Annotated in this window: 16 protein-coding genes; 11 read left to right on the top strand and 5 right to left on the bottom strand. The window is 45.6% G+C overall.

The genetic code is table 11. The features are described from left to right. Positions 1 to 2: 2 nt before the first annotated feature. From H6F98_RS19660 to H6F98_RS19635, 6 genes are all read left to right on the top strand, one after another. The gene (locus H6F98_RS19660; protein WP_192220389.1) at positions 3 to 2,885 is read left to right on the top strand and encodes an ATP-binding protein; all 2,883 of its coding nucleotides are present in this window, start codon (positions 3 to 5) and stop codon (positions 2,883 to 2,885) included. A 129-nt stretch (positions 2,886 to 3,014) separates the two neighbouring features. Next, positions 3,015 to 4,745: a bifunctional diguanylate cyclase/phosphodiesterase gene (locus H6F98_RS19655; RefSeq protein ID WP_192220388.1), complete on the top strand. Its 1,731-nt coding sequence runs from the start codon at positions 3,015 to 3,017 to the stop codon at positions 4,743 to 4,745. A 225-nt stretch (positions 4,746 to 4,970) separates the two neighbouring features. Further along, positions 4,971 to 5,726, top strand: a complete 756-nt coding sequence (locus H6F98_RS19650) for a YebC/PmpR family DNA-binding transcriptional regulator (protein ID WP_192220387.1) — start codon at positions 4,971 to 4,973, stop codon at positions 5,724 to 5,726. Between the two features lie 231 nt (positions 5,727 to 5,957). Next, complete coding sequence (locus H6F98_RS19645) at positions 5,958 to 6,359, top strand: low temperature-induced protein (protein WP_192220386.1); 402 nt, start codon at positions 5,958 to 5,960, stop codon at positions 6,357 to 6,359. Between the two features lie 201 nt (positions 6,360 to 6,560). Then, positions 6,561 to 7,241 (top strand): hypothetical protein, encoded by a 681-nt coding sequence (locus tag H6F98_RS19640; protein ID WP_192220385.1) that lies wholly within the window; start codon positions 6,561 to 6,563, stop codon positions 7,239 to 7,241. 314 nt (positions 7,242 to 7,555) lie between these two features. Beyond that, positions 7,556 to 8,464 (top strand): ParA family protein, encoded by a 909-nt coding sequence (locus H6F98_RS19635; RefSeq protein ID WP_192220384.1) that lies wholly within the window; start codon positions 7,556 to 7,558, stop codon positions 8,462 to 8,464. Between the two features lie 99 nt (positions 8,465 to 8,563). Here the strand turns inward: H6F98_RS19635 and ileS are convergent, their stop codons facing one another. Together ileS and H6F98_RS19625 are read right to left on the bottom strand one after the other, a co-directional pair. Next, positions 8,564 to 11,443, bottom strand: a complete 2,880-nt coding sequence (gene ileS / locus H6F98_RS19630; protein ID WP_192220383.1) for an isoleucine--tRNA ligase — start codon at positions 11,441 to 11,443, stop codon at positions 8,564 to 8,566. Between the two features lie 66 nt (positions 11,444 to 11,509). Beyond that, positions 11,510 to 12,343 (bottom strand): Ycf66 family protein, encoded by an 834-nt coding sequence (locus tag H6F98_RS19625; RefSeq protein WP_192220382.1) that lies wholly within the window; start codon positions 12,341 to 12,343, stop codon positions 11,510 to 11,512. A gap of 235 nt (positions 12,344 to 12,578) precedes the next feature. Here H6F98_RS19625 and gndA point away from each other — a divergent pair, with 235 nt between their 5' ends. Next, positions 12,579 to 14,027, top strand: a complete 1,449-nt coding sequence (gene gndA, locus H6F98_RS19620; protein WP_192220381.1) for an NADP-dependent phosphogluconate dehydrogenase — start codon at positions 12,579 to 12,581, stop codon at positions 14,025 to 14,027. 104 nt (positions 14,028 to 14,131) lie between these two features. On the opposite strand, the gene H6F98_RS19615 is transcribed toward gndA, so the two are convergent. Continuing rightward, positions 14,132 to 14,473, bottom strand: coding sequence for an Hpt domain-containing protein (locus tag H6F98_RS19615; RefSeq protein WP_192220380.1), 342 nt, complete (start codon positions 14,471 to 14,473; stop codon positions 14,132 to 14,134). Positions 14,474 to 14,514: 41 nt separating this feature from the next. Continuing rightward, entirely contained in the window at positions 14,515 to 15,387 is an 873-nt protein-coding gene (locus H6F98_RS19610; protein WP_192220379.1) for an aldo/keto reductase, read from the bottom strand. Positions 15,388 to 15,935: 548 nt separating this feature from the next. Here H6F98_RS19610 and H6F98_RS19605 point away from each other — a divergent pair. Continuing rightward, positions 15,936 to 16,895: a DUF4394 domain-containing protein gene (locus tag H6F98_RS19605; protein WP_192220378.1), complete on the top strand. Its 960-nt coding sequence runs from the start codon at positions 15,936 to 15,938 to the stop codon at positions 16,893 to 16,895. Positions 16,896 to 16,957: 62 nt separating this feature from the next. Here H6F98_RS19605 and H6F98_RS19600 read toward each other — a convergent pair whose 3' ends face one another. Beyond that, positions 16,958 to 17,740 carry an ABC transporter permease gene (locus tag H6F98_RS19600; protein ID WP_192220377.1) on the bottom strand — a complete coding sequence of 261 codons (783 nt, stop codon included), beginning with the start codon at positions 17,738 to 17,740 and terminating at the stop codon, positions 16,958 to 16,960. A gap of 160 nt (positions 17,741 to 17,900) precedes the next feature. On the opposite strand from H6F98_RS19600, the gene H6F98_RS19595 reads away from it, so the two are divergent. The 3 genes from H6F98_RS19595 to H6F98_RS19585 all read left to right on the top strand — a co-directional run bounded on the left by H6F98_RS19595 (position 17,901) and on the right by H6F98_RS19585 (position 19,989). Further along, the gene (locus H6F98_RS19595; RefSeq protein WP_192220376.1) at positions 17,901 to 18,278 is read left to right on the top strand and encodes a response regulator; all 378 of its coding nucleotides are present in this window, start codon (positions 17,901 to 17,903) and stop codon (positions 18,276 to 18,278) included. 404 nt (positions 18,279 to 18,682) lie between these two features. Next, positions 18,683 to 19,051: a hypothetical protein gene (locus H6F98_RS32845; protein ID WP_206759662.1), complete on the top strand. Its 369-nt coding sequence runs from the start codon at positions 18,683 to 18,685 to the stop codon at positions 19,049 to 19,051. A 365-nt stretch (positions 19,052 to 19,416) separates the two neighbouring features. Further along, a complete protein-coding gene (locus H6F98_RS19585; RefSeq protein WP_192220375.1) occupies positions 19,417 to 19,989 on the top strand; it encodes an isoprenylcysteine carboxylmethyltransferase family protein in 573 nt (190 codons plus the stop codon). The last annotated feature ends 171 nt before the right edge of the window (positions 19,990 to 20,160 follow it).

Genomic DNA, 20,160 nt, shown 5'->3' with positions numbered 1-20,160 from the left:
TTATGCCTCTTTCACCCGACCCTCTACCGCTCAAGTCAACCTCTGACAAATGGACGAGTGACCCTTATTTCTTAGCTATCCAAGCGGAAATAAGTAACCAAGTTGCCCAAGTCACACGCGGGACGATGGTTCTTGAGGACGTGCTAAACTTCATTGCTGTTGCATTGCATAACACGCTACAGGTAAGTGGTTGTCTGATTGTTCAAGCTGATCGATGTCAACCCCTAGCCGCTTCCACTCTTGGTTCGCTTAGTCGCTCTGATCTAGCAACAAACCTGCCTAGCTCCACGGCAATACCCACACCTGTATTAAATGTTGTAACAGTTGAACAAGAAGCTAGATATAGACCTGGTAAAAATTGTTACACAGAACCAGAGCAACGCCTCTTCAGCCTAGGTCGTGATATTTGCCAGTACTATCAATCTTGGTTAGCTCAGGGTACTGCGGTAGCAATGCCTGGAATTGAGCGACTACTCCCATCAGTTATCCAAGAAGCAGCTAGGGACAGTGGTATTACTAGCCTTTTGATTGTGCCGTTGTTATACCGACAGTTTTACATGGGTAGTGTGATACTGCATCAGTATGAGCAGGCAAGAGAATGGGCAGCCCAAGAAATTGCCTTTGTTGAAGCAATTGCTAATCAATGTGCGATCGCGCTTACCCTCGTTGAGCTTGAACAACGCTATCAGGCTGAGTGCATCGCACGTCAGCAAACTGAGTCTGCACTCAAAGCAAGCGAAGCAAGAAACCAAGCCTTCCTAGATGCTGTCCCAGATTTGCTCTTTCGAGTGAGTAGAGATGGCATCTATTTGGAGTGCAAAGCGGCTAAAGAAGACGCTCTGTTAATGCCAGCTAATAAAATTATCGGGAAACATTTACATGACTGTTTGCCGACTGATGTAGCCGGACTCGCTTGGCACCACATCGAGCTAGCTTTAGAAACGAATAAAATTCAAATCATTGAGTATCAACTGTGGCTCAATGGAAAATCCTGTCACTATGAAGCTCGCATCGCTAAAAGTGGAGCTAATGAAGTTGCCGTAATTGTGCAGGACATTACCGAGCGTGTACAAGCGAGAGTCACACTCCAACAAGTCAATGATGCGTTAGAAATCCGTGTCGCCGAGCGCACAGCTGCTCTAAAAGAAGCAAACCACACGTTGAGAGCTGAGATTGTTGAGCGTAACCGAGTTGAGAAAGCACTGCGGGAGAGCGAAGAACGCTTCCGTAGAGCCATAGTCAATGCGCCCTTCCCAATCATGATTCACGCCGAAGATGGTGAAGTTCTCCAAATCAACGAAGTCTGGACTAACTTGACAGGCTACACCCACGAGGACATCCCCACAATCACACAGTGGACTCAAAAAGCATTTGGAAAAAACAACGACACCGTGCAAGCTGGCATTAACCAGTTATATGACCTGAAGCACACAGTCCATGAGGGAGAATTCACTCTTACGACTAAGACAGGTAGCAGCAAAATCTGGAATTTTAGTTCCGCTTCCTTAGGTCAGCTTGCTGATGGTAGACGACTGGTCATCTCCATGGCAACAGATATCACAGCGCGTAAACAGGCAGACCAAGAGATTCGTCTGTTGCATTCAATCAAGCAAGCGATTTTTGAGTCTCAAGACTTTCATACGGCACTAAACGTTGCCCTCCAAAAAGTATGTGAAGCCACGGGCTGGGATTTTGGAGAAGCTTGGATTCCTACAGTTGATGACCGTGTACTCGAATGTAGCCCTGCTTGGTACACCAAGACCAATCGTCTAGAGGCGTTCCGAAGCGTGAGCGAGAAGTTGACATTTCTCCCAGGCGTGGGTTTGCCAGGGCGAGTTTGGTTATCGCAACAACCAGAGTGGCGACGAGATGTGTCAGCCGAGTCTGAGCAAATTTATCTCCGCACCCAGATAGCGAGAGAAGCAGGTCTTAAAGCGGGACTGGGAATTCCACTTCTTACCACTAATGGTGTGCTAGCTGTCCTCGTCTTTTATATGTTTGAATCCCAAGACGAAGACCAACAGTTAATTGAACTGATTTCGGCTTCGACGGAATTAGGGTTAATGATTCAACGCAAGCAAGCAGAAGGAGAAATTCGTAAGGCACTGGAAAAGGAAAAGGAGCTGACTGAACTCAAGTCTCGTTTTGTCTCCATGACCTCTCACGAGTTTCGTACACCGCTGACGACGATTCAATCTTCAGCCGAGTTACTAGAACGTTACAGCCAAAGATGGTCAGAGGAAAAAAAACAGATTCACCTGTACCGCATTCAAACATCGGTCAAACATATGACCAAATTATTGAATGACATTTTGATCATTGGTAAGGCAGAAGCGGGAAAACTAGAGTATAGTCCGGTACCGCTGGATCTGGAAAAATTCTGTAGCAATTTAGTAGAAGAATTGAAACTCAATGACACCAATCAGCACATCATTACCTTTCAGGTAGGAAATAGGGAATCAAGAATGGGGAGTGAGGAAATAGACGACTCAAGCGAAGCTATCAAGTCTGTGCTTGATGCGCCCGGCTTCCCCCCTCCCCCGAATCTTCCTTGCCTGGATGAAAAACTGCTGCGGCAAATCTTAGAAAATTTGCTGAGCAATGCGCTGAAGTATTCGCCTAGCAGTACGAGTGTCGAGTTTTCACTCAACTATCATCAAAACCAGGCGATTTTTCAAATACGCGATCAAGGTATCGGTATTCCAAACCAAGACAAAGGCTTATTATTTGAAACTTTCCACCGCGCTACTAATGTCGGCACAATTGCTGGAACAGGTTTGGGACTAGCAATTGTTAAAAAATGCGTGGATCTTCACAAAGGTCGAATTGCTGTGGAAAGTGAAGTTGGGTTAGGCACTACTTTTACCGTCACACTACCTGTTTAGAGCTTGGGAGAATCTGTTGAATTCAGAATTATGAGTGATGAAATTTAAGCAGCAAAATCATAACTCATAAGCATCAAAAGTCTCTTACCAGACTTGTAAGTTTACCCCTGTACACATGGTTCTCGACTAATGAAAACGATTCTAGTAATTGAAGATGAAGAATTTGTTCGGGAAAATATTCTTGAACTCCTGGATGCTGAAGGGTTTGAAGTAATTGGTGCAGAAAATGGGCGTATTGGCATTGATTTAGCTCAAGAAGTGCGCCCTGATTTGATTTTGTGTGATGTGATGATGCCTGAACTGGATGGTTATAGCGTCTTGGCAAAGTTACGTCAAGACCCAGTTTTGGCAACAACTCCCTTTATTCTGTTGACGGCAAAAGCGGCTAAAGCTGATTTTCGTCAGGGGATGGAATTGGGTGCGGATGATTATATTACGAAGCCATTTACCAGAGCGGAATTGTTAGGAGCGATCGCAATTCGTCTCAAAAAACAAGCAGCGGTGCAAGAACACTACAACACTGAACTCCAGGAAGCAAAAGCACAGCTCAATTACTTAATCCACCATGACAGCTTAACAAAGCTACCGAATCGACTATCACTACGAGAGCGGTTTAAGCAGGTACAACCACAAGATACTGACACTGAAAAAGTCGTAGCTGTTTTGTGCTTGGGTTTAGATCGATTCAATCACATTATCGATCCTTTAGGGCACACTGTTGGTGACTCGTTGCTCAAAGCGGTTGCCGAACGCCTCACTACTTGTGTTGGCAAGGATACGGTTGCTCGCTTAAATACCGATCAATTTGCCATTATCCTTGCCAATGTCGATCACAAAAAAGAGGCTGGCAATATTGCCCAAACTATTTTAGAGAAACTCTCTCATACCTACGTTCTAGCTGGTCAAGAAATCTTTATCACCGCTAGCATCGGTATTGCCCTTTATCCCCATGATGGGGCGGAAATTGAACAGTTGCTGGCGGCGGCTAATACAGCAATGACTCAGGCAAAGCAGCACGGGGGCGATCAATATCAGCTTTACAGCGCTGCCTTTAACATTGGCTCCTCAGATCGCCTCGCCTTGCAGAGTAGTCTGCGTCATGCCCTAGAACGAGAAGAACTCCGAGTCTACTACCAACCCCAATTGAACCTCCAAACCGGGCAAATCGTCGGTGCAGAAGCGCTTGTCCGCTGGCAGCATCCAGAACGAGGAATAGTTTCACCGGATAAGTTTGTGCCGCTTGCTGAGGAAACAGGTTTAATTGTGCCGATTGGGGAATGGGTGTTGCGTACAGCTTGTAAGCAAACTAAAGCGTGGCAAGATGAGGGATTTCCTTTTTTACGAATAGCGGTCAATCTATCAAGCCGTCAATTTAGTCAAATAGACTTGCGACGACAATTAGTCGAAATTTTAATGGATACAGGTCTTGACCCGAAGTTCATCGAGCTAGAACTCACCGAAAGTATGCTCGTACAAAATACAGAGGTAGCAATTCGACGGCTAAATGCTTTAAAGTCGTTAGGTGTAGAAATTGCTATTGATGATTTTGGAACAGGCTACTCTTCGTTAAGCTATTTGCAACAATTTCCGTTTGATATTCTCAAAATTGATCGATGCTTTATCCGAAATATTACAGAGAATGCCAACAATGCGGCGATTACCAAAGCGATTATTGCTATGGCAAAAAGCCTAAATCTGAAATTAGTTGCTGAGGGTGTAGAGACCGAAGCAGAACTTTCTTTTGTTCGCCAAAATCAGTGTGATGGAATGCAAGGTTATTTATTTAGTCGTCCAGTTCCGGCTGAAGATTTCAAGCAATTGCTAATGGCTGATAAGCGTCTCCCACTCCCCATTAGCTAATGAGGCTTGGATTTTATCTAGAAAATAATTTGCCTGAGGCAAGGTGAGTGGGTTTGTTAGGGTGCATCTATGGCTGAAATTCTCAAGCTGCTTTTGGATAGAGTCGGAGGAAGGAATGAAATTTACTTGTAAACTAGATAATTTGGTGCAACTTTAAACAAAATTAACTGGATATAAATTCAGTTGTACTCCTTAGGAAGACAGTCAGTAATCGTTTTTGGAGCTATGGCAGGACACAGTAAATGGGCGAACATTAAGCGCCAGAAAGCAAGAGTTGATGCCGTCAAGGGTAAAACCTTTGCCAAACTCTCGCGGCAGATTATTGTTGCAGCCCGCACGGGGGTTCCCGACCCAGAAGGAAACTTCCAGTTACGCACAGCTATTGATAAAGCGAAAGCAGCAGGGATTCCCAATGAGAACATAGAACGTGCGATCGCTAAAGGTTCTGGACAATTTGGTAGTGATGGCGACAATTTTGAAGAGATTCGCTATGAAGGGTATGGTCCGGCTGGTGTTGCAATTCTGATTGAAGCATTCACTGATAATCGCAATCGTACTGCTGCCGACCTGCGCCGAGCCTTTACGAAAAATGGCGGGAATCTTGGTGAAACTGGCTGCGTCTCTTGGATGTTTGAGCAAAAGGGTGTTGTTAGTCTAGACGGGACTGTTGCAGAAGAGCAATTGTTGGAAGCGTCCTTAGAAGGGGGAGCAGAAGATGTCCAAATGGATGCTGAAACGGCTGAAGTTTTTACAGAAATTAGTAACCTGGAAACTCTCAATCACACATTAAAGGAAAAAGGCTTTCAGGTGCGTGATGTTGAACTTCGTTGGATTCCAGGGAATACAGTAGAAGTGACTGACCCAGACTTAGCGCGATCGCTTTTGAAATTGATAGATGCTCTAGAAGACCTTGACGATGTGCAAAATGTCACTACGAACTTCGAGATGGCAGAGGAGTTGATGTCCCTCAGCATGGCATAGCTAGATAGCTACATCCCTCAGACCCACTTGTCATCCTTAATGTTGATAAGCGCTGCCTAACAATGTGAAACGCATTAAGTTTTGCAAACTTTGAATCTAGATCTGTCTAGGTGTAGATTTGCTAAGATTAAAGATTTGGCTAAATGGATAAAGTAGTTTAATATCTGACTTGTTGCAACGGTTCAACGACCCGAATTGTAGCAAAAATAGCCAAAATAGGAGAAGCTTTGTATGAAATTTGTCACCGTTAACCTATCTGCTCTATGGCATTCTTTTCGCCTTTTTGTAGCTAGCTGTGCCTGCGCGTTGATATTGTTCTCTAATGCACTACCGGCATACAGTCTGCCTAATATACCCAACCCATTTGCCTCTGATAACGCTGCGGCTACACCGACCAGCCCTACAGAAGGTGAGGCGCAACTAAGGGGTATTGAAGCGGGAGGACAAAAGACCGTTAACCGTTCGCAAGATCCGCTTTCAGGCGAAGAAGTCATGAGAAAGTCTAATGAGGGACTCAATGAGGTTCAGGGAGCTGCTGATATCAATAAGATGAAGCGACCCTCAAATACAGGAGCTGAGTCGGTTGAGGGAATAATCCAGGAGAAGCTGGAAGAGGCTACTGGTCAAAAATAAAAACCGAGAGGCAGTAATCGTATAAAAATTGTCCTTCTGTTTAAACTCTTCTTACAAAGAAGTCATTGATTACGGCATCACTAGCTTTAGGAAAACTAGTGACCCATAGGGAGGAGCGGTAATTATAACAACGGAGTTATTTTTGTACGAGCTGTTAAGAATTAAGAGGGCAGACAGAAGTGTCTGTCCTGTTTTCGTTTATTGGATACTCGAAGACTCAAAGACAGTTCTCGTGATGGCAAAAAGGGAACATTACAAATTGTTTTTGGTTTGTTGTGCGATGCTCAGGGATGTCCTGTAGCCGTGGAAGTATTTGAGGGGAACACGGCTGATTCAACAACGCTTCAGGCTCAAAGACGCGCTCACAAACGAGAAGAGTTATTACAGGCAACCGAACAAGAGCTAAAGCTGATTGTGGCAGCTACCCAACGTTCGGTGAATCGACTTCGAGGCAAAGATGCTATTGGAGTACGGGTCGCAAAAGTGATCAATCGTTTCAAAATCGCCAAACATTTTAGCTATGAGATTACCGATGATAGCTTTAACTATCAGCGTAATCTTGACAGCATTACCAATGAAGCGAGGCTTGATGGCATTTACGTAGTTCGGACTTCAGTAGTGGCTGAAAAACTTACAGCTCCTAAAACTGTAAGCGCTTATAAAAGCCTGTCACAAGTTGAACAAGCTTTTCGTTGTTACAAGTCAGTTAACCTGCAAGTTCGACCCATTCACCCTTGCCGCACAAAGCGTTTGAGCTATTGGGTGTCTCCCTCTAATGTACCCAGTAACTGCACAGGGCAAAATAGCAGTTTTCCTTGTGGCTACAAGGCTTTTGGGCACTTTTTGAAAAAAAACTTCAGACTAATGCGGCTCGTCCTTTAGTTCTGGAGATTCAGGTTTTGCCAGTGATTCCTAAAGATTTGGTAAATTGCTCATTTTGGAACTTGATGCTGTAGACTCTTCTCGTAGTGGCGGCGCTTCCTCTATACTCTCTACTGCTGTTGTGGAGGTTTGGAAAGGGAGTTTCGGTGCATTGATGGAATTAGGATAACGATATGCGATCGCAATAAACCTACTTGCCAGATTTCACTCAATACACGTCTTGTAACACTTAGTCGCTCATTGTTATCGGCTCCCCGTTAACAGTCAACACTTTATGCTAAACCAGGCAACGTTGCTCTAAAAGGATTTAATTCATGGGATTTGTCATTGCCACAGTCAATATGAAAGGTGGTGTTGGAAAAACTACCCTCACCATAAACTTGGCTACTTGCTTGGCAAACAATCATGGAAAGCGAGTGTTAGTTGTCGATTTAGATGCTCAAATTAGTGCAACGCTCAGCTTAATGCCACCTCATGAATTTGCAAAAGTAAGGCGAGAAAAACGCACTTTAGGTCAGTTGATTTATAAAGAGATTAAACCGAATAGTAAGAGTAAAGTTACTATTCAAGATGTTATTAAACCCTATACTTGCAATGTAGAAGGTCTAGACTTATTACCTGGAGACATTGACCTGTATGATGAGTACCTCGTCTCGGAAATGCTTCACAAGAAAGCGCTTAACGAAGGCGGTCGCACTTTTAGTCAAGTTTGGAATCGGTTTGAAGAACTACTCATTAGAAGTATTTTAGATCCAATTCTGGATGATTATGACTTTATTGTTCTCGATTGCGCTCCTGGCTATAATCTTCTAACTCGTAGTGGAATTGTTGCCAGTGATTTTTATTTGCTCCCGGCAAGACCAGAACCTTTATCACTTGTTGGTATTCAACTCTTGGAAAGACGGATTAGTAAGCTACGAGAAAGCCACGATTCTGAACAAATTCTCAATCTTCGGCTGCTAGGAATTGTGTTTATCTTATCGGGGAGTCCGTTGATGGGTCGATATTATAAACAAGTTATGCAGCGAGTCACACAAGATTTTTCTGCTGCTCAACTGTTTGAGAACAGAATCCCAATGGATGTGAATGTTGCTAAAGCATTTGACAGTTTTATGCCAGTTGTTTTGGCAAATCCTGGTACAGCAGGTGCAAAAGCCTTTATGAAGCTGACTGAAGAGTTTTTGCAAAAAGTAGACAACTTTCCACCCTCTCAACCAGCATAAACTTCGAGAAATTTAGCGAATCTTGATTAGTATAAATAAAAAAAATTATAGGGTGAGTCTTGCCCACCCTATGAAGATTTAAGTTGTAGTTGAGGCTAGCTAGAACTCAGCCTTTAATGCGGGAACACAGCGTTCGCATAAGGTGGGGTCTTCTGCTGCTTCACCAACATGGGTTGAGTAGTTCCAACAGCGATCGCATTTTTCTCCATCTGCCTTAACCACACCAACTCCCAACGTATCTGACTGGAAGCTGTACTTGGCTTCTGCTAGAGCCTCAGGAGAATCTAATAGTTCCACCTGAGAAGCAAGCAAGAGATAACGCAGTTCATCAATATGATTACCGTTACTCAAGCTATCTTGCGGATTGAGTGCTGCTAATTGCTGGCCCAACTCGCTATCTGGCACGTAAAGTAACACCTTGGCATCCAAAGAAGAACCAATTATCTTCTCTGTCCGTGCCTGTTCTAGCACCTTATTAACTTCCGTGCGGATAGTCCGCAACTTCTGCCAGAGTGTTGCCAGTTCAGGTTTATGCCATTGCTCCTCTAACTTCACCCAACCCGATTCAAATACAGACTGATAGGGCGTTTGGTAGGGGAGATATTGCCAGATATCCTCTGCCATGTGGCATAGAACTGGTGCGATCGCTCGTGCTAAATTTTCCAATGCGATCGCCAATACTGTCTGACAACTGCGACGGCGAGGCGAGTTTAAATCGCTGATATAGAGCCTGTCCTTGGCAATATCCAGATAGAAGTTCGACAAGTCAACCACGCAGAAGTTCTGCACAGTCTGGAAGAATCGGTAGAACTGATAACTCTCAAATGCCTCCGTGACTTCCCCAAATACCTCCGTCATCCGATGGAGCATATAGCGGTCTAATTCAGGAAGCTGCTCATAAGGCACTGTATGCTTTGCTGGGTCAAAGTCATGTAGATTCCCCAAGAGGAAACGCGCCGTATTGCGGATTTTCCCCCTAATATCTCCCAATTGCTTGAAGATATTCTTGCTCTGGGCGATATCGGAGGAATAGTCTGCCGAAGAAACCCACAGGCGCAGTACATCTGCTCCATAGGGTGGTTCCTGTTTCTGGTTCTTGCCACCCTCAATCACCACAGCGGGGTCAATTCCATTGCCTAGTGATTTACTCATCTTGCGTCCCTGTTCATCCACCAAAAAGCCGTGGGTGAGGACAGTTTTGTAAGGAGCAATGTCATTTGTAGCAACGCTAGTGAGCAAACTGGACTGGAACCAGCCTCGGTGTTGGTCTGACCCTTCTAGATACAAATCTACGGGATAGTTCAAATTTTCTCGCTGCTTTGCCACGGCTGCCCAAGAGGAACCAGAGTCAAACCAGACATCCATTGTGTCCATGCCTTTGCGGTATGACTTGCCATTATTACGATATTGTTCGGGCAATAGCTCTTCTACTGAGAGTTCCCACCAAGCATCTGAGCCTTTTTCCGCAAAAATAGCTTGAACGTGGGCGATCGTTTCTTGGGTTAGTAGGGGTTCGTTGCTTTCTTCGTCGTAGAATACCGGAATTGGGACACCCCAATTGCGCTGGCGGGAGATACACCAATCAGAGCGATCGCTTACCATTGCCGTGATGCGGTTTTCACCTTGAGTGGGAACCCAGTTTACCGACTTGATTGATTTGAGTGCCTCATCCCGGAATCCCTCAACGCTTGCAAACCACTGTTCCGTTGCCCGGAAAATCGTCGGCTTTTTCGTGCGCCAGTCATAAGGATACTTATGGCCGTAAACCTCTTCCTTAAGCAAGGCACCTGCTTCAAGCATTGCCTGAATGATTGCCTCATTGGCATCCTTAAGTACATTTAAGCCAGCAAACTGTCCGGCTTCTGCGGTAAGATTTCCGCGATCGTCCACAGGTGAGAGAATTGGCAAGCCATACCGCTGACCAACTATATAGTCTTCTTGACCATGACCAGGGGCAGTGTGTACTAATCCTGTACCCGACTCCGTGGTAACGTAATCGCCACCAATTACAACTTCACTCTCGCGGTCAAACAACGGATGCTTGTAGGTGCTATGTTCCAACGCCCGTCCTGGCATGGTCGCTTTCACTGTCAGCGGAGTGCCAAACTTTTCAGACAGCCGTTCCACCAAATCCGCTGCAACAATTAGGTATTTAGCTGGGGTCTCTGTGCCAACTTGAACCACGGCATAGTTGAGTTCAGGATTAACCGCAACTGCCAGGTTGCCGGGAAGCGTCCAGGGTGTTGTCGTCCAGATTGCTACTCCCAAGTTCGGCCCAAATGGTTCCAATAGCTCTTTCACTGCTGACGCTGGCTTGGTCATATTGAACGCTGCATAGATGCTGCGCGAGGTATGCCCTTCTGGATACTCCAACTCCGCTTCTGCCAAAGCTGTGTGGGAACTGGGACTCCAGTGAACGGGCTTTAACCCGCGATAGATGTAGCCCTTCAAAACCATCTGACCAAACACACCGATTTGAGCCGCCTCATACTCTGGGTTCATCGTTAGGTAAGGATGCTCCCAATCGCCCCAAACGCCGTAGCGCTTGAAGCCTTGGCGTTGCTCATCTACGGCTTTGAGCGCAAAGTTACGCGCTTTATGACGAAGTTTCAGAGGTGTTAACTGCTCCCGCTCCTCTGACTTCATGTTTTGCAGGACTTTTAGCTCAATTGGCAAGCCGTGACAATCCCAACCGGGGACGTAGCGAACCTTGCGCCCCCGCAGCAGTTGGTATTTGTTGATGATGTCCTTGAGGATTTTATTCAGGGCGTGACCCAGATGCAGAGAACCATTCGCATAGGGCGGCCCGTCGTGCAAAATGAAAATCTCGCCGGGATTGTTCTGTGACAGTTTTTCGTAAATCTGGTTTTCTTCCCAAAACTTTTGCAGTTCGGGTTCGCGCTTAATCGCGTTCGCCCGCATATCAAATTTGGTTTTGAGTAGATTGACGGTATCTTTGTAAGATTTTGCTTCTGTCACAGTCGCACAGGGAAGAATTGTAAAGGTATATTCATACTATTCTATCCCTGATAAATCCCAAGGTCTTCAAGTTGCCGTTGGCGGATTTTCTGGATCGATGGGAACAGCTTCGATCGAAGCCGTTGTCTCTGTCTCTGATTCTGCAAGTCTATCTTCAGGGTCTCCTGGTCCCGGTGGTTCAGCAGGTGGAGCGAGTTCTACTTCGGGAATGATTTCTTCTATTGGTGTCACGGCATCTGTACTTGCGTGTGGTGCCTCAGAAGTAGCGGAGTTTTGGGCAGCTTCTACTAGTTCCGGGTCTGGCGGATTCGGGCGAACAAGTTCAGGAGACTCTGACATTTCAGTGTCAGCCGTCGGTGGTTCCTCTTCTACAAGATTTACCTCAGCCACCTCAGCAACAGGAGTATTCGCTTCTTTTGGTGTGCTATCAATCTGGGGCGTAGTCTTATCAACCACCGTTACGATAGGAGAACTTTCCCTAACCTCGGCTGGTGGCTGGGTTGTTTGCGTTTCCGGTGTGCTTTTGCCACGACTCTTAAAGAAGCCTGTGACTTGATTGAGTAGCCCTTGAGGTTGCCCAGATGGTGAAATATTTTTTAGCTTCTCGGTCAGTTCTCCTTGACTGGGGACTGGGGTTTGTTGCTCTGACGGGATCAACTCTCGCCGCAATGTCAAAGTTTGCCAACCAAACCAACCCAATAGCGCTACACTCGCCATTTGGCCCACCAGAACGCCGCCTGTAATGCGCCCAGCACACACCCAGAGAACCAGGGCATAGAATAATCCAACTCCACTCCAGATAAAGTCTTGTTTGCGATGAACTTCTGGAAAAAAGAAGGCTGCCATATACATGGCAAAGCTACCAAGACCGACGACCAACGCTAGGACGTATGCCAACATTTTGTGGGTACTCCTTACTGTGTCTTTGTTTCTAATTTTGGCGCGAAACTGTTCGTTTAAATACAAATACCCGTTAAATAGTTCTCAAGAGTCGATGTCATTTTTAATTTCCTCGGCTATTACGCCTGAATCGCAGACTCTTAATGTATTTTTTACGGGACTCCTACGGGGATCGGGCTACCCTGTAAGTGAATTGAACCGTACTACAAGTTAAGCAGAGTTCAACGAGAGTTTTATGACACAACCAAGCTTCGGTGTAATTGGTTTAGCCGTTATGGGTGAAAACCTGGCGCTCAACGTAGAACGTAATGGTTTCCCGATCGCCGTTTATAACCGTACTGCCGCCGTTACCCAGAGGTTTATGGCGGAGCGGGCACAGGGGAAGAATGTCAAAGATACCTATTCTCTTGAAGAATTTGTTCAAGCCCTGGCACGACCCCGCAAAATCCTGGTGATGGTAAAAGCGGGTGCGCCAGTGGATGCGGTAATTGCCCAGCTCAAACCCTACCTAGAGCCTGGGGATATGCTCATTGACGGCGGTAACTCCCTCTACACCGATACAGAACGGCGTACCAAAGAACTAGAAGCCGAAAACTTCGGATTTGTTGGTATGGGTGTGAGTGGCGGTGAAGAAGGCGCACTCAATGGTCCGAGCCTGATGCCTGGAGGGACAGATACGGCTTATGGAGAATTAGCACCGATTCTGACCAAAATTGCGGCTCAGGTGGATGATGGTCCTTGTGTTACCTACATTGGTCCGGGTGGCGCAGGTCACTACGTCAAGATGGTACACAACGGAATTGAGTACGGTGATATGCAGCTAATTGCAGAAGCCTACGACCTGCTCAAGAATGCTCTGGGGCTAGACCATAAGCAGTTGCATGAGGTCTTTGCTGAATGGAATACCACTGATGAACTCAACTCATTTCTGATTGAGATTACAGCCGATATTTTCAACTTCATTGACCCAGACACCAATTTACCTCTGGTGGAGGTCATTCAAGATGCCGCAGGGCAAAAAGGAACCGGACGCTGGACAGTGCAGAGCGCCTTTGAGCTAGCTATCCCGATTCCAACAATGACGGCGGCTGTCAATGCCAGGGTGGTGTCCTTCTATAAAGAGCAGCGAGTAGCCGCCTCTAAGCTCCTGACAGGTCCCACGGGTAAGTATGAGGGGGATACTCAGGACTTTATCAACAAAATTCGGGATGCCCTGTACTGCTCGAAGATCTGTTCCTATGCTCAAGGGATGGAGTTGTTGGCTAAGGCATCAAAAGAGTTTAATTACGACATTAGTTTGAGTGAATGTGCGCGGATTTGGAAAGGCGGCTGCATTATTCGTGCTGGGTTCCTAGATAAGATTAAATCGGCTTTCATGGACGATGAAAACTTACCCAACCTGTTGTTGGCTCCTGAGTTCAGGCAAAGTATTTTGGATCGGCAAGACGCATGGCGGGAAGTGCTGTCGGTATCCAATAAATTAGGGATTCCTGTTCCTGCGTTTGCCGCGTCGTTGAATTACTTCGATAGCTACCGACGCGATCGCCTTCCCCAAAACCTCACCCAAGCGCAGCGTGACTACTTCGGCGCTCACACTTACGAGCGTACCGATAAAGAAGGTCTGTTCCACACAGAATGGACAGCGGTTGACAAGGAATCGCTGCAAACGGGTTCCACCGATTAATCAGATTGCTATCTCTTCGTAACCAACAACGTTAAGCAATTGAATCTTGATTAATCAGTTCAAGGCACTCCTTGTGGGTGCCTTGAATTGTTGATGAATACAGCTCAAAGTACCCAGTTTTCCAAAAAATCCTTAACCTTCTCTAGTTGGTCTTCTAAAGCTTCAAGTCGCTCTGTTGCACCTTCCAAGGTTTTTTCTCGTGCCTGTCGCTCTAGTTGCGCGGCAACCTCTGGCATCATAAATACACCGACGTTTGCACTTGCCCCTCTAATGCGGTGGGCTTGCTGCTCAATTGTGAGAAAATCTTGTACTTGCAGGGCAAAGCGTATCTGTTCTAGTCCGGGTTGAGCATTCTTAACAAACATTTGCACAAGCCGCTGTTGAAAGGCAACTTTGCCCTGAGATATAGCATTTAGGCGCTCCAAATCCAGAGGTGTTTCGTTCATGCGAAAAGCCGAGGGCTGAACTTCGCCAATTACACAACCGCTTATGAAGAGGTTTGCTGGTCTATTTTCCTCACTTCTGCTTCAGAAAGCTTCACCTCACTAGCATGAAGGGAGTCGTCTATACTAGACAATTTGCTGGCTCCAGGGATAGGGACGATGCAGGGTGACTTCGCCAGCAACCACGCCAGAACAATTTGATATACCGAAACGCCTTTTTCTTTAGCCAACTGGGCAATTACAGCAATATCTTCTAACTTGCTAACTCGACGGCTTCCACCTAGTGGACTCCAAGGGAAAAATGTCAATCCTTCAGTTTCGCAATACTCCAAAACGCCATCCGATTCTGGCTGCCGATTCCAAGGGTTGTATTGATTCTGAACGGAGACAATTTCAACAACGTCACGAGCTTGCTTAATTTGCTCAACTGAAAAGTTAGAAACCCCGACAAATCGAATTAGCCCCTCATCCACTGCCTCTTTTGCTGGTGCGAGTGCTTCCTCAATCGTATAGTTTGGGTCAGGGGCGTGGTATTGCCAAACATCAATTGGTTTTGTCCCACCCAATGCTTCAAAGCTAACGCGGATTGTCTGCCGCAGATGGTCAGGATTACCGTTGCGTGTCCAACTGCCATTCGGACGCATTAAGCCACCCTTTGTAGCAACAGTCACTTGGCTTGTGTCCCCCTGATACTGCTGAAGTGCTTTGCAGATAAGTCGTTCGTTGTGGTGCTTGTCGGACTCATCCTGACAGTAAGAGTCTGCGGTGTCGATGAGGGTTACGCCTAGGTCGAGTGCTTTATGGATAACGTTGATTGCTTGTGATTCTGGTGGTCTACCACTCAAGGACATCGGCATCCCACCAAGTCCGATCGCGCTGATGGTGACACCAGTGCTTCCAAGCTGTTTCGTTTCCATTGGTTTAACCTTGTCTTTGTTTCTCTTCAATTAATTACAGAACACGAACAAAGAATCTTCTGTCTGAATGATTAATTCAATTGCTCTTGTTGGAGCTTCGCGCTCGGATTTATACCTTAGTTAAATGAGGTACAGTTAATCGTGGTTCTCACCCGAAAATAACAAAAGAGGGATAAACGCGATCTCCAGTCGGTAATGTGCCTTCTGCTATACATCGTTATAAGCACAGCTCACGGTGCCTATAGAGGTAAGGAAAAATCAGTTCTTCAGTTTTGCTGTAGTTCAAAACACCACCAGAAAAGGCACTCTATGCATCTCTTGGTAGTTTTGACATAGAACTTCATCAAAGCTTTGAAGGTTTGGGGAACAGAGGCTGGCTAATTAAAGATTGCGTAAAGTTTAAATCTGAGCAAAATCCGTGACGGTCTTTCCCTCGTACATTAATTAGTGTGCAGCCGTAGTAAAGAAATATACTTACGCGCTGGATCTTATAGGATTGTCGAAATTTTGCCTGTAAGACCACAGTTCACAATTAATTAGGGCAACTCATGAAATTAAATAAGTTTAATACCCTCATCACTGCACTAACTGTTGCAATACTGTTCGATTTCCTTAGCGTTGCCAAACCAGCAGTTGCAGCTAGCATTCAGCTACTTGGTCTAACCGACAACAATACCATAGTTTCATTTGATCCCAATAATCTCACCAGTACTAGCAGTGTGGCGGTCACTGGAGTGGATGGCAGTTTGATTGGCATTGACTTTCGTTCAGCTAATAGTCTGCTCTATGGTTTCACTAGCACCAACAAAATTTACACTATCGACCCTACGACAGGTGCTGCTACGCTTGTGAGTAGTCTCAACGTCCCCTTCAACGGAGGAGATGCAACAGGAGTAGACTTCAACCCGGCAGCCGACCGTTTAAGGCTTGTCGATATCAATGACCAAAACTTCCGCATCAATGTGGATACGGGTGCGGTCGCGGATTTTGACGCTAACACTCCAGGCATCCAGCCGGATTTAAATTTGACTTACGCGGCAGGTGATGCAAACGCTGGAGCTAACCCTAATGTAACCGCTGCGGCATACACCAATGCGTTTTCCGGGCCGCCTACTCCCACTGGAGTGACTCCCCCAACCCGGACAACCCAACTGTTCGGCATTGACTCTAATCTCGATACTTTAGTGTTGCAAAACCCGCCCAATAATGGAGTTCTGACAACGATAGGCTCCCTCGGCATCGACTTCGGTTCGACAGGAGGGTTTGACATCTTCTCACCCAGTGCTGGGGTAAATACGGCTTTCGCCGCCTCTGGTTCGAGCCTATATACGATTAACTTGTCCGATGGTAGTGCTACGACTCTGGGTACCATTGATAGCAGTGATACCAATATCATTGGTCTAACGGCAACGGCTGTACCTGAGCCTGGAACTATTGGCTCTTTGCTCGGTTTCGGTACCCTTGCCCTATTGGGTGGCTACCGCCGTCGTGTTAAATCGAATAGCTAGTTAGGGAAGAAGAGGCTGGAGAGTTGTTGCTATTCTTGCTCTCTAGCCTCTTTTGACCAGGTTCAGCTGGAAGCACTGGTATAAAAACGTAATGCAAACCGCCAGAAGATACTAGAAAGGAACAATAACCCTAGCGCCAAGGCACCTGCACCGACTAGCCAAACAACCTGACTACGACCCAACATCGCTTCAGCAGGTACAGTCGTCAGGAATGCTACTGGCACTATAAAGGTAAAGAAGAATCGGTAAGTAGCCGGATACGCAACCATCGGAAATCGACCTGCTTCCAATAACCCCCGAAGTACTTCAGTAACGTTGTAGATTTTGACAAACCAAATACTGGTAGCTCCTAGCATAAACCAGAGGCTATAGAGGCTCATGATGCCAAAAAAGATTGGTATGGCACTGATTAGGTAATTATTGAGTTCCAAACCAAGCTGTGTTCCAGCATAGGCAATCAGCACGACCCCAAAGATTAAATCTGGCATTCCCCACGGGGATATGCTGCGAGAGGAAAGCCAGAACTGGCTACTGATAGGCTTGAGGAGGACAAAGTCTAATGTACCTTGCTGGACGTGTCCAACAATGCGGTTTAGATTGGGGACGAGGAACGTTGCCGAAACGCCTTGAAGTAGAGTAAATATACCTAATATTACTAACGCTTCTTCCCAACTCCAGCCTTGAAACGTGTAGCCAGTACGGTAAAACAAGAATAGCCCAAATAGGCTACCTGTAAGGTTTCCCAAACTGCTTAAAGAGGCAATAAGGAAGTTGAGCCGATATTCTAGCTCGGCTGCGATCGCAGTAGTCCAAAATAGCTTTAGTACCTGTATGTATCGTTTCATAATTATTTTTTAAGGAAGTGTGCTTGCAATCACTGCTTACTCAAGAGGGTTTGGTTAAGGATGGCGGTGGTCAGAATTATAGATTTAATCGAAGTTAGATTACTTCGGGCATTGCTAGTTACGCTCCCTCTCCATAGATAAAGCAGTTAAAGCCAAGCTAATGAAGAAGATTCTGGTAGTAGAAGACGAACTTTTTATCCGAGAAAACCTGATCGAACTCTTAGAGATTGAGGGTTTTTGTTGCTTCGGTGCTGAGAATGGTGAAGTTGGCGTGCAGTTAGCAAAAGAACATCAGCCAGATTTGATTCTCTGCGATGTGATGATGCCTGAACTGGATGGTTATGGTGTCCTAGAAGTCCTGCGCCAAGATTCAACCACCGCAGCGATTCCGTTTATGTTCCTCACAGCTAGTGCCGATCGCACCAATCTTCAAAAAATTAGAGAGCTGGGATTTAATGAATATATTCTCAAGCCTTTCCATGTCGATAAGTTTTTAGCCACAGTTACCACTCGGTTAAAAGACTCCCCAAGCAGCTAAATATAAAGCGGTGGGAAGCCCCTTCCTTCTAGGGAGGGTGATTCCGTCCACCGCTTTTTTGTTTGTTAAAGAATATAAATAACCAATAACACTTTCATCCCACATCCTTGCTTACGTGGGATAAGTTAAAGGAATATTATTTTTGTCTAGACAGCTAATAACCTGCCGGAAGCACACTCATAAGAAGCAAAAAGGGCGTAATAGCTACCAATTTTACTCAGCGCAAATGAATACAAAACTCCAGGAACCACTAAACCTGGAATGGCTAATTACTTAATAAGACTGAACACCAAATTTTTATTTTCCTTACTTAGGAGTATTCACAAATTTAATAATTTGTAATAGATTATGAGTAAGATTTACAAATAAATTGTTCTGTACACAACATAAAGGTGGTGAAGTTTGTGAATAAAGCACTCAAGGAGCACAACTTCATGATGGTGGTCGATTTGACAGAAAACGTGTTGGTCAACACCCCCATTCCCAGCGCTAACCATGCCGCTTTGCGATCGGGATTTGCTGGCTATCCCGCTAACCCTCGATGGAATGCAGCAAAGTATAGTGCCTGGAAAACAGGTCGTCAGTTGCGAGAAGCATTAGCAAGTGGTCAGATGGTAGTGCGTTCTACAGACTCAATGCTTGTGCAAGCGAATGAGCAGGACGATAACTCAAATTCAGGTAACGCATCAACTTCTAAGCAAGCTAAGCAATCTAAGCCCTCTCAGTTATTGCATAAAGCTAAACGAATGCTGGCAGCTTACCAGCTAGCTTAACGCCCAAGTTCTGCATCGGGTGTACCTACAGCTTTCTTATCTACTTCCATGATTTTGAGAAAATCCCGAAGTGTGGAAATGCAGCAGCTTGCTGTAACCTACGCAAGAAGCACATCAATGACGTGAAAATCATTGCTGTGCTTCTACTGTTTTTAGGTAAGTTCGATAGACTTTAGGTGTTATGGCAAAAGGCTCTTATGCACAGGGCAGAAGGCTTTTTACGGCTATAGGTCGTTTGGGCTGTTAAATCTGTCCTAAATTGAATCAAAGATGTAGAGATGACCGATGACCTTGACGGCAATTAATTAGACCACCTCTCAGCTTGCATCACATAATCGACCAAGTTAGCTACAGGGTTGAGCCTGATGGCCACAACTTTCTTGGCATACCTTTTAATTGCTTGCTTCCTCGTAATAGAGCGTTTATTAAGAAAGGGAGAGCAAGCCCTTAGTCTTCAAGCAGGTTCATCTGACCGTGGAAGTTCACGTTTACTATGGGTTAGTGGTTTATTCAATCTACTCACCATACTGCTCGCACCTATTTTTAATACCTATGACATTGGGTATTGGGCGAATGCTCTCGTTGGTTGGATTGGACTAGTAGTGATGATTGGTGGCATCATGCTCCGGTTTTGGGCTGCCAAAGTACTTGGTGAGTTTTACACTCGAACATTACGGATTATTAAAGGGCACCAAATTATTGAGCAAGGTCCCTACCGTGTCATTCGACATCCTGGCTATTTGGGTACTTTTATTATGGATATAGGCGCAGGATTAGCTGTAACCAATTGGATTGTACTTCTAATTATTGCGTTAACAGGAGTTGTATCGCGTGCTTATCGCATTCATGCAGAAGAAGAGATGCTAGCAACTACATTTGGAGAACAATACAAGGCTTACTTAGAGAAGACTTGGAAGCTAATCCCATTCATCTATTAGACGCTACTGCGATAAGTGTAGTTCAGAAAAGAAAAGTAAAGCGATCGCACTCTCCATACGAAGTCAATGGTTGCTGCAACCAGCTTCTGGAAGGGTTAAGCCAGTACGGTATCTTCTCAGCCGCGCATCTCATGCTCAACTTGGGATACTGATTTGACAATTCGTTAAAGT

The organism is Microcoleus sp. FACHB-SPT15 (assembly GCF_014849525.1).
Lineage (GTDB): Bacteria > Cyanobacteriota > Cyanobacteriia > Cyanobacteriales > Coleofasciculaceae > Symplocastrum > Symplocastrum torsivum.
The sequence above is the reverse complement of the archived record's forward strand: the minus strand, read 5'-3'. Positions and strand labels throughout refer to the sequence as shown.